The sequence below is a fragment of the uncultured Psychromonas sp. genome (genome assembly GCF_947489755.1).
Lineage (GTDB): Bacteria > Pseudomonadota > Gammaproteobacteria > Enterobacterales > Psychromonadaceae > Psychromonas.
In genome coordinates, this window is sequence record NZ_CANLFB010000013.1 from 57,660 (window position 1) to 72,174 (window position 14,515).

At 36.8% G+C, this 14,515-nt stretch carries 14 protein-coding genes; 6 read left to right on the forward strand and 8 right to left on the reverse strand.

The window, feature by feature from the left end:
- The first annotated feature begins 2 nt into the window (after positions 1 to 2).
- The 4 genes from Q0794_RS09190 (at position 3) to Q0794_RS09205 (ending at position 3,696) form a co-directional block, all read left to right on the forward strand.
- Positions 3 to 1,703, forward strand: coding sequence for an ABC transporter ATP-binding protein (locus tag Q0794_RS09190; protein ID WP_298941422.1), 1,701 nt, complete (start codon positions 3 to 5; stop codon positions 1,701 to 1,703).
- Positions 1,700 to 2,539: an energy-coupling factor transporter transmembrane component T gene (locus tag Q0794_RS09195; protein ID WP_298941423.1), complete on the forward strand. Its 840-nt coding sequence runs from the start codon at positions 1,700 to 1,702 to the stop codon at positions 2,537 to 2,539. The genes Q0794_RS09190 and Q0794_RS09195 overlap by 4 nt, the downstream gene beginning before the upstream one ends.
- Positions 2,540 to 2,668: 129 nt before the next feature.
- Entirely contained in the window at positions 2,669 to 3,145 is a 477-nt protein-coding gene (locus Q0794_RS09200) for an NYN domain-containing protein (RefSeq protein ID WP_298941424.1), read from the forward strand.
- 203 nt (positions 3,146 to 3,348) lie between these two features.
- Positions 3,349 to 3,696, forward strand: a complete 348-nt coding sequence (locus tag Q0794_RS09205) for a NirD/YgiW/YdeI family stress tolerance protein (protein ID WP_298941425.1) — start codon at positions 3,349 to 3,351, stop codon at positions 3,694 to 3,696.
- Between the two features lie 223 nt (positions 3,697 to 3,919).
- Here the strand turns inward: Q0794_RS09205 and hemB are convergent, their stop codons facing one another.
- The 8 genes from hemB to ubiE form a co-directional block, all read right to left on the reverse strand.
- Positions 3,920 to 4,939, reverse strand: a complete 1,020-nt coding sequence (gene hemB / locus Q0794_RS09210; protein ID WP_298941426.1) for a porphobilinogen synthase — start codon at positions 4,937 to 4,939, stop codon at positions 3,920 to 3,922.
- Between the two features lie 151 nt (positions 4,940 to 5,090).
- Positions 5,091 to 5,873 (reverse strand): TatD family hydrolase, encoded by a 783-nt coding sequence (locus Q0794_RS09215; protein ID WP_298941427.1) that lies wholly within the window; start codon positions 5,871 to 5,873, stop codon positions 5,091 to 5,093.
- Complete coding sequence (tatC, locus tag Q0794_RS09220) at positions 5,866 to 6,669, reverse strand: twin-arginine translocase subunit TatC (RefSeq protein ID WP_298941428.1); 804 nt, start codon at positions 6,667 to 6,669, stop codon at positions 5,866 to 5,868. The genes Q0794_RS09215 and tatC overlap by 8 nt, the downstream gene beginning before the upstream one ends.
- Before the next feature lie 3 nt (positions 6,670 to 6,672).
- Positions 6,673 to 7,134, reverse strand: a complete 462-nt coding sequence (tatB, locus tag Q0794_RS09225; RefSeq protein ID WP_298941429.1) for a Sec-independent protein translocase protein TatB — start codon at positions 7,132 to 7,134, stop codon at positions 6,673 to 6,675.
- A 142-nt stretch (positions 7,135 to 7,276) separates the two neighbouring features.
- Positions 7,277 to 7,504: a twin-arginine translocase TatA/TatE family subunit gene (gene tatA / locus Q0794_RS09230; RefSeq protein ID WP_298941430.1), complete on the reverse strand. Its 228-nt coding sequence runs from the start codon at positions 7,502 to 7,504 to the stop codon at positions 7,277 to 7,279.
- A gap of 152 nt (positions 7,505 to 7,656) precedes the next feature.
- Positions 7,657 to 9,297 carry a ubiquinone biosynthesis regulatory protein kinase UbiB gene (ubiB, locus tag Q0794_RS09235; RefSeq protein WP_366522538.1) on the reverse strand — a complete coding sequence of 547 codons (1,641 nt, stop codon included), beginning with the start codon at positions 9,295 to 9,297 and terminating at the stop codon, positions 7,657 to 7,659.
- Positions 9,298 to 9,954, reverse strand: a complete 657-nt coding sequence (locus tag Q0794_RS09240; RefSeq protein WP_298941431.1) for an SCP2 sterol-binding domain-containing protein — start codon at positions 9,952 to 9,954, stop codon at positions 9,298 to 9,300.
- Positions 9,955 to 10,001: 47 nt separating this feature from the next.
- Complete coding sequence (ubiE, locus tag Q0794_RS09245) at positions 10,002 to 10,757, reverse strand: bifunctional demethylmenaquinone methyltransferase/2-methoxy-6-polyprenyl-1,4-benzoquinol methylase UbiE (protein ID WP_298941432.1); 756 nt, start codon at positions 10,755 to 10,757, stop codon at positions 10,002 to 10,004.
- An 852-nt stretch (positions 10,758 to 11,609) separates the two neighbouring features.
- On the opposite strand from ubiE, the gene pgi reads away from it, so the two are divergent.
- Both pgi and Q0794_RS09255 read left to right on the forward strand, forming a co-directional pair.
- The gene (gene pgi / locus Q0794_RS09250; RefSeq protein WP_298941433.1) at positions 11,610 to 13,262 is read left to right on the forward strand and encodes a glucose-6-phosphate isomerase; all 1,653 of its coding nucleotides are present in this window, start codon (positions 11,610 to 11,612) and stop codon (positions 13,260 to 13,262) included.
- A 205-nt stretch (positions 13,263 to 13,467) separates the two neighbouring features.
- The gene (locus Q0794_RS09255; protein WP_298941434.1) at positions 13,468 to 14,472 is read left to right on the forward strand and encodes an NAD-dependent epimerase; all 1,005 of its coding nucleotides are present in this window, start codon (positions 13,468 to 13,470) and stop codon (positions 14,470 to 14,472) included.
- Positions 14,473 to 14,515 lie beyond the last annotated feature (43 nt).

A 14,515-nucleotide genomic window follows, 5' to 3' on the forward strand; every position in this document is an offset into this window, starting at 1 on the left:
TAATGCAGATTGAATTTTCAGATTTTTCTTTTCAATATAAATCGTTGGATAAACCAACGCTTAAAAATATTAATCTGAAAATACAAAAAGGCGAAAAAATTGTCATCATCGGCGCAAGTGGCAGTGGTAAGTCAACTATCGGTCGATGTTTAAATGGACTGATTCCACATGCGATAAAAGGGCAGTGTTCGGGCCAACTTAACATTGCGGGTAAAGATACTAGCCGTTTTGAAATGCAACATTATACGGAATTAGTTGGTACTGTATTACAGGATACTGACAGCCAGTTTGTGGGATTGACGGTAGGTGAAGATATTGCCTTTGCATTAGAAAACCAATGTACGCCAACAGTTGAAATGTATCCCGTCGTAAAATCCACAGCACAGATGGTTGAGCTAGAATCGATGTTAGATCGTTCTCCGCAAGAGTTGTCTGGCGGACAAAAACAGCGTGTTTCATTAGCGGGGATTCTAGTAGATGATGTTGATATTTTATTGTTTGATGAGCCCTTAGCGGCACTCGATCCTAAAACTAGTAAAAAAACCATTGAGATTATCGACCAGTTACATCGTGATGCAGGTAAAACCATTATTATTATTGAACATCGTTTAGAAGATGTTTTACATCGCGATGTTGACCGTATTATTTTGATGGCAGAAGGGCAAATCGTTGCTGATATGACGCCTGATGAACTATTAGCTTCTTCGTTACTTGAAACCCATGGAATACGTGAACCACTTTATTTGTCGGCATTAAAGTCTGCGGGTTGTACTCTTAACAGGAATGATAAACCAGCTAATTTGAGATCATTGTCTTTAGAACAATATAAAGGGGATGTATTGGATTGGTTTAATGCTTCTCACATAGATGCTCTGCCTATAGAGCAACCTGCGTTATTAACGTTATCAGGATTAACTTACTCTTATAATGGCGATGTTAATGCCGTTGATGATGTTAGTTTTTCGGTTAACAAAGGTGAGTTTGTTTCGATTCTAGGTAAAAATGGCTCAGGCAAATCAACGTTAACAAAACTCATTATGGGCGTTGTTGAGCCTGACTTAGGTAAGATCTTCCTTAATGATCAAGATCTTGCTGAGTTAAGTATTTTTGAACGTAGCCAACGTGTTGGTGTGGTGATGCAAAATCCCAATCATATGATTTCACATCACATGATAGTGGATGAAGTCGCTTTTGGTCTGCGTAATCGGGGTGTCGACGAAAAGATCATTGATGAAAAAGTAATGCATGTACTCACGCTTTGTGGGTTAAAAAAATACCGTAATTGGCCAATTGATGCATTAAGCTATGGCCAGAAAAAGCGTGTCACTATCGCTTCTATTCTGGTGTTAGAGCCTGAGTTATTGATTTTAGATGAGCCCACGGCAGGGCAGGATTACCGTAGTTATACTGCCATGTTGAGTTTCATTAAAGAACTGAATGCTAACTTAGGCATTACCGTGGTGATCATCTCTCATGATATGCATCTGGTTTTGGAATATACAACACGCTCTATTGTGTTATCCGATAGCAAGTTAATTGCAGATGCGCCAATGACTGACGTGTTTAGTCAACCTGATTTATTAGCCAAAGCTAACCTCACTACCACCAGTTTATATGAATTAGCGGTTCATTTAGGTATCCATGATACCAGTGCGTTTATGCAATATTTCATTCAAACAGAACAAGCGAGAAACATTGCGTGAAAGCAGAAAAAATATCATTTGGGATAAGTTATATTGATACTAAGTCCGCTCTTCATCAATTAAATGGAATTACTAAGTTTGTTCTGTTTATGGCTTGGGTGACAGTGGTACTGACGACCTTTGATTTACGCCTTATTATTGCCTTAGTTTGTTTAGGCTTATTACTGCTTAAAATGACCAAGGTGCCTGTTAAAGCTTACCGCGCATTGTTGATTGCTACCGCGAGTGTGTTGTCATTAAATGCTTTATTCATGTTTTTATTAGCGCCACAGCAGGGAACTGAATTCATGGGAACTGAGACGGTGCTATTGCCCCTTGGTTTTTATTCAATTACGCAAGAAACACTCTTTTATTTAGTGACGATCACCTTAAAGTATTTCAGCATGTTTCCGATTGCGTTAGTGTTTGTGTTTACGACACATCCTACTGAATTTTCGGCGAGTCTTAACCGTTTAGGTGTGCCTTATAAAATAGCTTATGCAGTGAGTTTAACATTACGTTATTTACCTGAAATTAAAAAAGATTACGTGAATATAATGCATGCTCAACAAGCGCGTGGTATTGAGTTGTCTAAGAAAGCATCTTTATTTTCTCGTTTAAAAAATCTAACCAATATTTTAGGCCCATTAATTTTCACTAGCTTGGATAGAACAGAAGAGATATCAAATGCCATGACATTACGTGGTTTTGGACGTAATAAGTCACGGACTTGGTATAGTTTAAAACCTTTAACCGGTAAAGACTGGGTCTGTTTACTAACGATTATCGTCTGCGTTTCGTTAGCAATTGTTAAACGCGTCATTGAGCCTCAGTTATTTTGGTATCCGTTTAATTAATAGTCGACTGATTGCCTGTATTTATAGTTCTAATTATTAAGCACATGTTACCTTTTTAATCTGTGTTAATCTCCGTATTAGAAAGTGCTATCCACTAACGTTAGTCACTGCGGCGAAAGGTCACTATTAATGAAAAAAATTGCTATTTTTGCTGATGTTCAAAACATCTATTACACCACTCGCCAAGCCTATGGAAAACAATTTAATTATCGTAAGTTGTGGCAACAGATATCAGCTCAAGGCGACATTGTTTGTGCTTATGCTTATGCTATTGACCGTGGTGATGACAAACAACAAAAGTTTCAAGAGGTGTTAAAATACGTTGGATTTGACGTAAAACTTAAACCTTTTATTCAACGTAGTGACGGTACTGCAAAGGGCGATTGGGATGTCGGCATTACTATTGATGTAATGGAAGTGGCGTCTTCAGTTGATACAGTGATTTTACTAACGGGTGATGGAGATTTTGCTATTTTACTAGATAAAGTAAAAGACGTTTATCAAGTCACAACAGAAGCTTACGGTGTGCCTAAGTTAACGGCAAAAGCATTAATAGATGCTTGTAGCGTATTTCATCCTATTGAAAGTGAACTGTTATTAAATTGAGCTTAATTTAACTGAGCGAAATTTCAATCTTCAATCTTCAAATTAAATTTGAACGATCATTAATTTCCTTAGTCATAAATAGTGAGGGCTTTAATCAATTGCCAACCTTAACCTATTGTTTAAATAACAATTATTAGTTAATAAAGTCAATGATATTAAAGGCTACTTTCACTTTTTATTTCTTTTAAAGAATGAGGATATTTATGTTTAAAGGTTTAATCGTAGTTCTATTTACTAGTTTATTTTCTCTTAGCGCTTTTGCTGCATTCGTTGGTCCAGGATCAACATCAATACAAACAACCACAGTAAAAGAAGCTATTGAATTAGCAGATGATAGCAAAGTCGCATTAGAAGGCACGCTAGTTAAACAAACTTCTGACGAACACTACTTATTCAGAGACCAAACGGGTGAAGTAATGGTCGAAATAGATAGCGAAGATTTCCGCCATGTTACCGTAACGCCTGAAGATAAAATTCGTATCACTGGTGAAGTGGACAGTGACTGGTCTGAAAACAAGATTGATATCGATCATTTAGAACTTATTAAGTAATGTTTTAATAAGCTTAAAAGAGAAATGCCGCTTTATTAAAGCGGCATTTTTGTATGTGTCGATAACTGTTAAGCAATTAAATCGCCAGGTGACTAGTCGCTAAAAAACTAAGTCATTAACTGTTAAAGAATCAAGTCATTAAGCGTTAAAGAACCAGTAACTAATTAAATATCAAGGTAAGAAACTAAATATCTAAGTAAGTAACCAATGACAGCTTAAATTGTTATAGCTTATTGTTTTGATCTTCTTTTAACCACTGGGCTACTTGCTTAGCAAAGTAGGTTAAAATGCCATTTGCACCTGCACGTTTAAAGCATAATAAAGACTCTAAAACACATTCTCTTTCTTTTAACCAACCGTTATCAATAGCCGCTTTATGCATCGCATATTCACCACTGACTTGATAAGCAAACGTTGGCACTTTTAATTCGCTTTTAACACGACGCACAATATCTAAATACGGCATACCTGGTTTAACCATCACCATATCTGCACCTTCTTGGATATCTAGCGCAACTTCATGAATGGCTTCATCGCTGTTAGCGGGATCCATCTGATAAGTTGATTTATTCGCGCCTTTTAAGTTACCTGCACTGCCTACTGCATCACGGAAAGGGCCATAGTAGCTAGAAGCATATTTCGCGCTGTAAGCCATTATTTGCGTGTTAATGAAGCCTGCATTTTCTAATGCTTCGCGGATTGCACCAATGCGACCATCCATCATATCTGAAGGGGCAACAATATCTGCACCTGCTTGAGCATGGGAAAGCGCTTGTTTAACTAAGATTTCAGTGGTGATGTCATTAAGTACATAACCTTCATTATCAATAATGCCGTCTTGACCATGCGTAGTGAAAGGGTCTAATGCAACATCAGTGATCACGCCTAATTCAGGACAGGTTTCTTTAATACACATAACTGCACGTTGAGCTAAGCCATTTTCGTTATAAGCTTCTTCCGCCATTTCCGTTTTAATTTCACTCGGTGTTACTGGAAATATTGCCACTGCAGGAATGCCTAAAGCCGCTAATTCTTTGACTTCAATTTCTAATAAATCCAGCGATAAACGCTCAATACCTGGCATTGAAGGAATTGCTTCACGGCGATTAGTGCCTTCTACAACAAACATCGGGTAAATTAAGTCATTAACCGTTAATTGATTTTCTTGTACTAAACGGCGTGAGAAATCGTGTTTGCGTAAACGACGTAAACGACGAGCAGGAAAAGATTGAGAAAGAGTCATGGTGTCCCCTGTATGAGTGGTTAATTTTGTATTTAATCTTTCGACAATAATTATTCAAAAGTAATGTTAAATACAAATAAAAATATTTACTACCTTAAAGCCAATTGAAATAAACCCAATTGAAAGTGAGAGCGAACATTAATAATGCGCTTTAAGTTAGGTTAAAAAAAGCCTTACTTGTTTTTTCGGTAGAGGCTAAAAACTCGTGTAAATCTTGCTGACGAGCATGCGCAATGGTTTCAGCGATATAAGGTAAATACTTCGGTTCATTACGACTTGATTTTGGTTTAGGACGCATTGAACGAGGTAATAAATAAGGGCTGTCGGTTTCAATCATTAAACGATCATCTGGGATCATTTTTACTAATTCTAGTAAATGTGTTCCTCGACGTTCATCACATATCCAGCCCGTAATACCAATATGTAAATCTAAGGCTAAACAACGCTCGAGCTCTTCTTGAGTGCCCGTGAAACAATGTACTACTGCGCTAGGCAGTTGTTTGATGTAAGGCGTTAATAACTCAATAAAACGTTGATTAGCATCGCGTTCATGCATAAAAACAGGTAACTGGTACTCAACGGCTAATTCCAGTTGTTGTATAAACGCTTTTTCTTGTTCTGCAGGTGTTGAGAAATTTCGATTAAAATCTAGACCGCATTCACCAACCGCCTTTACTTCTGGTTGCGTTAATAACTCACGTAATTGTGCCACTGATGCTGCTGTCATTGAACTTGCATCATGCGGGTGAATACCTGCGGTACTGTAGATGAAGTCAGGGTTTGCTTTAGCTAACACTAAGGCTTGCTGGCTTTCAATAAGGTTAGTACCGGTTACCATTAGCTTTGTAAGGCCAGCTTGTTTAGCATTTTCAATAACCGATGCTAAGTCTTTATCAAAACGCTTATTAGTTAAGTTAACGCCAATATCAATCATTAGCTTTTGATTCTTTATGGATGGTATTTTCTTCTGGATCTTGCTCATCATCTGACGCTGGTTTTTTCACATAAAAGCGAGCAAATAATAAACCTAACTCAAATAAAATAAGCATTGGTACTGCTAATAAGGTTTGAGATATCACATCTGGTGGCGTTAATAACATGCCAAATATAAAAGCGGCAACCACAATATAAGGGCGTTTAGCTCTTAATGAATCAGGTGTTGTTGCGCCTGTCCAACATAACAGCAAAGTGGCAACGGGTATTTCAAATGCTAAGCCAAAGGCAAAAAATAATTTTAATACAAAGTCTAAATAACTGCTGATATCCGTAGCGATAGTCACGCCTTCTGGCGCAGTACTGGTAAAGAATGAAAATACCAAAGGGAAGACAACGTAATAAGAAAATACCATGCCTAAATAAAATAGCAGTGCGCTACTAATCACTAACGGAGCAATGAGCTTTTGTTCGTGCTTGTATAAACCAGGTGCGATAAAAGCCCATACTTGATATAAAATTGCAGGTATTGCGACAAAAATAGAGAGTACGATAGTTAATTTAATCGGTGTGAAGAAAGGCGTTGCGACACCTGTAGCAATCATACTTGAGCCTTCAGGCAGCTGACTGGTTAACGGAATTGCAATGTATTGGTAAATATCATTTGAAAAATAAACCAAACTAAGAAAGATAGCTAATACCACGACAACAACTTTTAGAATACGATCACGTAACTCTAAAAGGTGAGTAATTAATGGCAAACTATGTTGTGCCTGATCTGACGCTTGCTCACTCATTAATTATTTTTCCTGCTGCGGTATTGTTTTTGAAGGTGCTAGTTCTGAAGGTGTTACTTTTGAAATAGTCGCTTCTGATTTTTCATTTTTTGTTAAGGCTTGTGTATCAGTGTCGACTGCTTTCGCTTCTTTTTGAGATTTAGCTTGAGCATTCATTAAATCATCAACGTTGTTTTTGTAAGGGCGCGTTAATTGTTCAACACTCTCTTTCATTTCATCGATTGATGCTTTTAAATCAGGATCTATTTTATCTAAGCCTTGCTTGCTGGCCTTGATCATATTCTCATTCATTTCATGTAATTCAAGCTCTTGAGATATTTCATTCTTTACTGAATTAGCCATACTTTTAGCAGTATTAACCCACTTCATCACAGTACGAATAGCGATAGGCAAACGCTGAGGCCCTAGCACGACTAATCCTATTACGGAAATCAACATGATTTCCCAAAAGCCAATATCAAACATTAATTAATGCACCTTGTTTCGGGTCATTGTTATAACCGTCTTTTTTAAGAATACGTTTCTCATTAGAAGTATAATAAGTGCCTATAATGGGTCAATATGTTAAATGACGGTAAACATTACAGGCTACTCTCAGACTAATAAATTAGTCTTTTTTACTTTTTTCAGCTTCAGTTTTTTGCTCTTCTTTGAAGCTAGCATCAGATTTTTTATCTAACTCAGGAGAAGAGGTGTCTTCTTCTTTAATTGCTTTTTTAAATCCTTTAATTGCACCACCTAAATCACCACCGATACCGCGTAGTTTTTTAGTGCCAAATAAAACAATAACAATCACTGCAATAATCACTAATTGCCAAATTCCGATACCACCCATAATATATTTCCTATATGTAAATAATGTTGTAAGTCATTGTGTGTATTGATTTAAGCATGCTTATAAAGAAAGTCTCTATCACGCCTGTTTATGTAAATAATAGATTAAAATTAATTAATGTTAGTCGCATTTTTTATCAGCCACTAAAGATATTAAAGTTTGTTACTAAACCGCCAAGCAATTACCCAAGATACTACTGCTGGAATCGTTAAATACAAGTTAAAACTATCATCAGACTGTAAATAGAATAACGCAGTAATAATGCTTAGCGTCACAGCTAAAGATGTTATCACTTGGTTTTTACTGTTTTTTTGCTGTTGATCATTAAAACGCTGCATTAACAACTGTTGCTGTTGTTGCACTTGTTTGGTTTGCGCTAGGTTGTGATAAACCAATTCAGGGATATCGGGTAACTTTTCTAACCAAAAGGGCGCTTTCACTTTGAGTTTATTGAACAGTGTCTGAGGGCTAACTTGTTCTCGCATCCAGTTTTCTAAAAATGGTTTTGCGGTATCCCATAAATCTAACTGCGGATATAGTTGACGCCCTAAACCTTCGATATAAAGCAGTGTTTTTTGTAACAGTACTAATTGGGGTTGCACTTGCATATTAAAACGACGTGCCGTATTGAATAAATTTATTAATACGTGAGCAAATGAAATTTCTGATAATGGTTTTTCAAAAATAGGTTCACAAACGGCACGTATCGCAAATTCAAACTCTTCCGCAGGCGTGTCTGCGGGCACCCAACCTGAGTCAATATGCAATTGTGCTACTTGTCTGTAGTCTCGGTTGAAAAACGCTAAGAAATTCTCAGCTAAGTAACGTTTATCTTCGTTGGTTAACGTACCGACAATGCCACAATCAATACCGATCCAAAGTGGATCTTCAGGGTGTTCGTAAGATACAAATACGTTACCAGGATGCATATCTGCATGAAAGAAACTATCGCGAAATACTTGTGTGAAAAAAGCTTCTACGCCGCGTTCTGCAAGTAGTTTTAAATTGGTGTTTTGTGCTTTTAATGCTTCAATATCTGATACTGGAATGCCATATATGCGTTCCATGACTAATGCATCTTTAGTGCAATAGTCTGAATATATTTCAGGGACATATAAGACTTTAGAATTTAAAAAGTTACGGCGTAATTGAATAGCGTTAGCCCCTTCACGCATTAAATCTAATTCGTCTATTATGGTCTTTTCGTATTCTCTGATCACTTCAACAGGACGTAGGCGTTTAGCATCTTTTAAAAAACGTTGCATTAATGAAGCCATCCATTTCATTAATTGAATATCAGCGGCAATGGTTTTAGCGATACCGGGTCTTGTTACTTTGATGACAACTTCTCGGCCATCTTCTTTAAGTGTGGCTGTGTGAACTTGTGCTATTGATGCTGAAGCGAGTGCAACTTCATTGAAATTATCAAAAATCTCGTTAATTGGTCGTTGAAAAGACTTTTCTATTTGTTTGATCGCTAAATCACCAGAAAAGGCCGGTACATTATCTTGTAAGTGAGCTAATTGGTCCGCATAGATAGGCGCTAATAAGTCACGGCGAGTCGACAGCATTTGCCCTAGTTTTATGTAGATAGGCCCTAATGATTGTAAACTTAAGCGCAGGCGTTCAGGTAATCCCATCTCTTTATGTTGATTGCGTAACCAAAATAAACAAAGCCTTAAAATCCAATAGCTTTTAGGTATTTGTGCTTTAGGGACTAACTCAATTAAACCATATTCAATAAACGTTTTATTTATCTGATATAGACGCGATAATTCTGTTATTTTTATCATTTATTTCCCAGCTAGTGAGTTTGCGCCGAGTCGTTTATTAGACTTTACTGCTAACTGTTCTAACTTATTGTTAAGGCTTAGTAATAATTTATCTGCTTGTGTTTCTAGTGTTTTCACTTGCTCACAAAAATAAGCAACTTCTAAACCGCTAGGGGCCAGTTTAATTTCTTCTGTTACATATAAAGCCGTTTGTTTTTCAACCTTATTAAATTGAGCCAACGACCCTTGATGGATTTTTTTAGCGTGATAGCAAAGTTTGTGTGCAATGACATCACCCACTTTATGAGATAAATGTTCTTCCCAATCGATATCCATATCCGTCAATAGTTTTGCAAACTGCTGTACTAATTGAATATCACCATCAACTTCTAGTTGTCCTGTTTTAATTAAATGTGTTAATTGGTGATTATCTTGCAGCTTATTTAATGCGTTAAAACTGACACGAATATTGCAATCAGCCTGACCTTCAAATTTATTTAATACATCTACTTGTTGGTCTGAAATAACAAAATACAAGGGAAAATTAAGTTCTTTTAAGCTTGCAGAGATGATAGTGCCATTAAGTTGTTTACGTTTTATGACAGCGCTACTATCTAATTGATGTAATTGATTTACACCTGTTTCTAATAAACCGCATAATAAGTTAGTTAATGGCATGTTGGCTCTCGTTATAAAAGTGACTCATTAATGTTTGCAATATCAGATTAGTATTTATAACCACGATGTAGAGCGACAATACCTGCACTTAAATTAAAGTACTCTGTCCCTTCAAAACCGACATTATTCATCATCTCTTTAAGCGTATCTTGGTCTGGATGCATACGAATACTTTCAGCTAGGTATTGATAACTTTCACTGTCGTTCGCAATTAATTTTCCTAGTTTAGGCAAAATATTGAACGAGTAAAAATCATAAAACTTTTCAACGGGTGTATAAACGGGCTTTGAAAATTCTAATACCAGTAAACGACCACCAGGCTTTAGCACTCGGTACATAGACGCTAAGGCTTTATCTTTGTCCGTCACGTTACGTAAACCAAACGCAATAGTGATTAAGTCAAAATGATTATCAGGAAAAGGCAACTCTTCAGCATTGGCTTGAACGTAACTTACATTTCCCTCAATGCCCATGTCGCGTAACTTAGTACGACCTACTTTTAGCATTGAATCATTAATGTCTGCTAGTACCACTTGGCCTTTTGCACCTACAATACGTGAAAACTTTGCGGTTAAATCACCAGTTCCGCCCGCTAAGTCTAAGACTTTTTGACCCTGGCGAACACCTGAACAGTCAACGGTAAAGCGCTTCCAAATGCGGTGGATACCCATCGATAACACATCATTCATGATGTCGTATTTTGCGGCAACTGAATGGAATACGTCAGCCACTAATTCAACTTTTTTATCTTCTTCAACGGTTTTGAAACCAAAGTGAGTTTTATTGTCTGGGGTTTCTTGCATGATTATCTCTTTACCTTACGGATAAAAATTATTGCTTGATTAGATATGATTGCATGATAGCAATTTTTCAACAATATTTGGATCTTTATTGTTTGCCTAATTTTATGTTTTAAATCATTGATTTTGTTTTTAATGTTACGCTTTATTACAAAGTTTTACTAAATTATTGGATATTATACTCGTGACTAATGAACAGGTATTATTCAATCGTTAACTCGGACATAAAGACAAGGAGTAACATGATGACAATGGATCGCTAGTCCTTATCGAATGTTACAACACAGTATTAGTTTTCGAGTTGGTGAGCTGCAGGACAAGTCGATACGCAACCATCTTCGTTTTTATAAAGTCTCGATTTAACCTGTTAGATCTTTACTTTTATGCTTAGAACCTGATTGTCTCATGATTTGTTGGTTTTTGTTCCATCGAATGATGACAGGTATATATTGGTTTAATACTTTAAATTGGGGCGCATTGATTATATTGTTAATTAACCTCTATTTTGGTGACGAAAATTTAAAATCATTTAAAAGCATATGATTATGATTTTTGTGATGCTGCTGATCGAGCATAGTTAAAGGCGAATTATTAAAGCTATAATGAGTTATTGGGAAATAATTTAACGCAGAAATTAGCTTAAATAGTGGTGTTGCATCGCTTTTCTTATCCGGAACTGAAGTTAATTATTAACAGAGTTATTTAAGTCTCTCTATATAAAAGGTACATTAGTTGTTCTATCACATTATTTTACCTTTTTTATCAATATTTAATGATAAATGTGACTGTTGTTATAAGTGAAAATACGTTATAACCATTCATAAAGCTTTAATATCATAAACTTGGGAACTTTTTATGTTGAAAAATATCCAACCGACACAAACAGCAGCTTGGTCAACGCTACAAAGCCTATTTGATGATCATGCTGATATGCAAATATCTGAATTATTTGCCGAAGATTCGCAGCGTTTCGACACCTTTTCTCGTCAATTTAACGAAGACTTCTTATTAGATTTCTCTAAGAACTTAATTACCGAAGAGATATTAGCCAGTTTAATTGATCTTGCTAAGGAAGTGGATTTAAGCGGCGCAATTAAAGCGCAATTTTCTGGTGAAAAAATTAATATCACAGAAGGACGTGCGGTACTTCATACTGCTTTACGCAATCGCAGCAATGCTCCTGTTTTTGTTGATGGCGAAGATGTCATGCCTAAAATCAACGAAGTACTGTCGCAAATGAAAGCATTTTGTTCAAAAGTACATTCTGGTGAATGGTTAGGTTACACAGGCAAGCGTATTACGGATGTCGTTAATATTGGTATCGGTGGTTCTGATTTAGGTCCGTTCATGGTAACTGAAGCGTTACGCCCTTATAAAGTTGAAGGTATCGAAACACATTTTGTGTCTAATGTTGATGCCACTCATATTGTTGAAACGTTAACTAAAGTCGACCCTGAAACAACCTTATTTTTAATTGCCTCTAAAACATTCACTACACAAGAAACAATGACCAATGCACACAGTGCTCGAGACTGGTTTTTAAATTTTGCGCAAGATGAAGCCTTTGTTGCGAAGCATTTTGCTGCACTTTCAACGAATGCAGAGGCAGTAACAGAGTTTGGTATTGATACGGCTAACATGTTTCAATTTTGGGACTGGGTCGGTGGACGTTACTCTATTTGGTCTGCCATTGGTTTATCAATTGCATTAACCGTTGGTTTTGAAAACTATGAAGAACTGCTTGATGGTGCACATGAGATGGATCAGCACTTTGCAACGACTGAATTTGAAAATAATATTCCCGTATTATTAGCGGTTATTGGTATTTGGTATAATAATTTTTATGGGGCTGAATCAGAAGCTATCCTACCTTACGATCAATACATGCATCGTTTCCCTGCTTACTTCCAACAAGGCAATATGGAGTCTAACGGTAAATGCACAGACCGTAATGGTGACCCTGTTGATTATCAAACAGGGCCGATTATTTGGGGCGAGCCTGGTACTAATGGACAACATGCGTTTTACCAATTGATTCACCAAGGTACTAAATTGATTCCTTGTGACTTTATTGCGCCAGCGGTTAGTCATAACCCTGCAGGTGATCACCACGCTAAATTACTCTCTAACTTCTTTGCGCAAACTGAAGCATTAGCCTTTGGCAAAACCAAGATGCAAGTGGAATCAGAATTTACTGCCGCAGGTAAATCAGCAGAAGAAGTGGCTGATTTAGTACCTTACAAAGTATTTGAAGGTAATAAACCAACTAACTCAATTTTAGTTAAAAAGATTACCCCTAAAACATTAGGTCAACTGATTGCAATGTACGAGCAGAAGATCTTCACGCAAGGCGTTATCTGGAATATCTTTACGTTTGATCAGTGGGGCGTTGAACTCGGTAAGCAATTAGCGGGACAAATTTTACCTGAGCTAAGTAATAACGATTGTGTAGAAAGCCACGACTGTTCAACGAATGGATTGATCAATGCTTGGAAAGCGTGGAAGTAAGTTTTTAACATCGAATTTTAACTTTAAAGGTTCTAGTTTTAAAGTTTGACCGCGTTATTTAACGGTTACTGCGTATTATTTAATATGTGTTAACCGTTTTTTTGTCTTTGTATTTTACTCATTGTAGATAAGTCATTACTATAGCGACTTTATATGATTGAGTTTATGTCGTTATTACAATCATGCGTACAATTTGGAGTTTTATATGAAATACCTTGTAACGGGTGCTGTTGGTTTTATTGGAAGCGTTGTCGTTGAACGTTTAACTGCCGCTGGTCATCAAGTGATTGGTATTGATAATATCAACGATTATTATGATGTTGCATTAAAAGAAGCTCGTTTAAAGCGTATTGAAAACCCATTATTTCAATTTATCAAATTAGATTTAGCTGATCGTGAAGGCATTAAAGCCTTATTCGCAGATCAACAGTTTGACCGCGTTATTCATCTTGGCGCACAAGCGGGTGTACGTTACTCGATTGAAAATCCATTGGCTTATGCTGACAGCAACTTGGTCGGTCATGTCAATATTTTGGAAGGGTGTCGTCAAAATAATGTAGGACACCTGATTTATGCATCATCAAGTTCTGTTTATGGTTTAAACGAAAAAGTACCTTTCTCAACCAATGATTCAGTAGACCATCCTATCTCTTTGTATGCTGCCACTAAGAAATCAAATGAATTGATGGCACATACGTACTCTCATCTTTACGATATTCCGACAACAGGCCTACGATTCTTTACCGTTTATGGCCCTTGGGGACGTCCAGATATGGCACCGTTCATCTTTACTAAAAAGATTCTGGAAGGTGAAACAATTGATATCAACAATAATGGCGATATGTGGCGCGATTTTACTTATATTGATGACATCGTAGAAGGCGTTATTCGTATCGCAGATGTTGAACCTGTTAAAAATCCTGATTGGACTGTTGAAACGGGTAGCCCTGCAACGAGTTCTGCACCTTATGCTGTTTACAATATAGGGCACGGCTCACCAATCAGCTTAATGGATTTTGTACAAGCGATTGAAAGCGAACTAGGCATAGAAGCGAAGAAAAATTTCCGTGGAATGCAAGCAGGCGATGTATATCAAACCTATGCAGATACTACTGACTTATTTAAAGTAATAGGTTACACACCTGCAGTCACTGTGAAGCAAGGTGTTGCTGAATTTGTAAAATGGTATAAAGACTTTTACGCTAAGTAGATTCTATGATGATTCGGTTATTAGTGATAAATCGAATCTAATT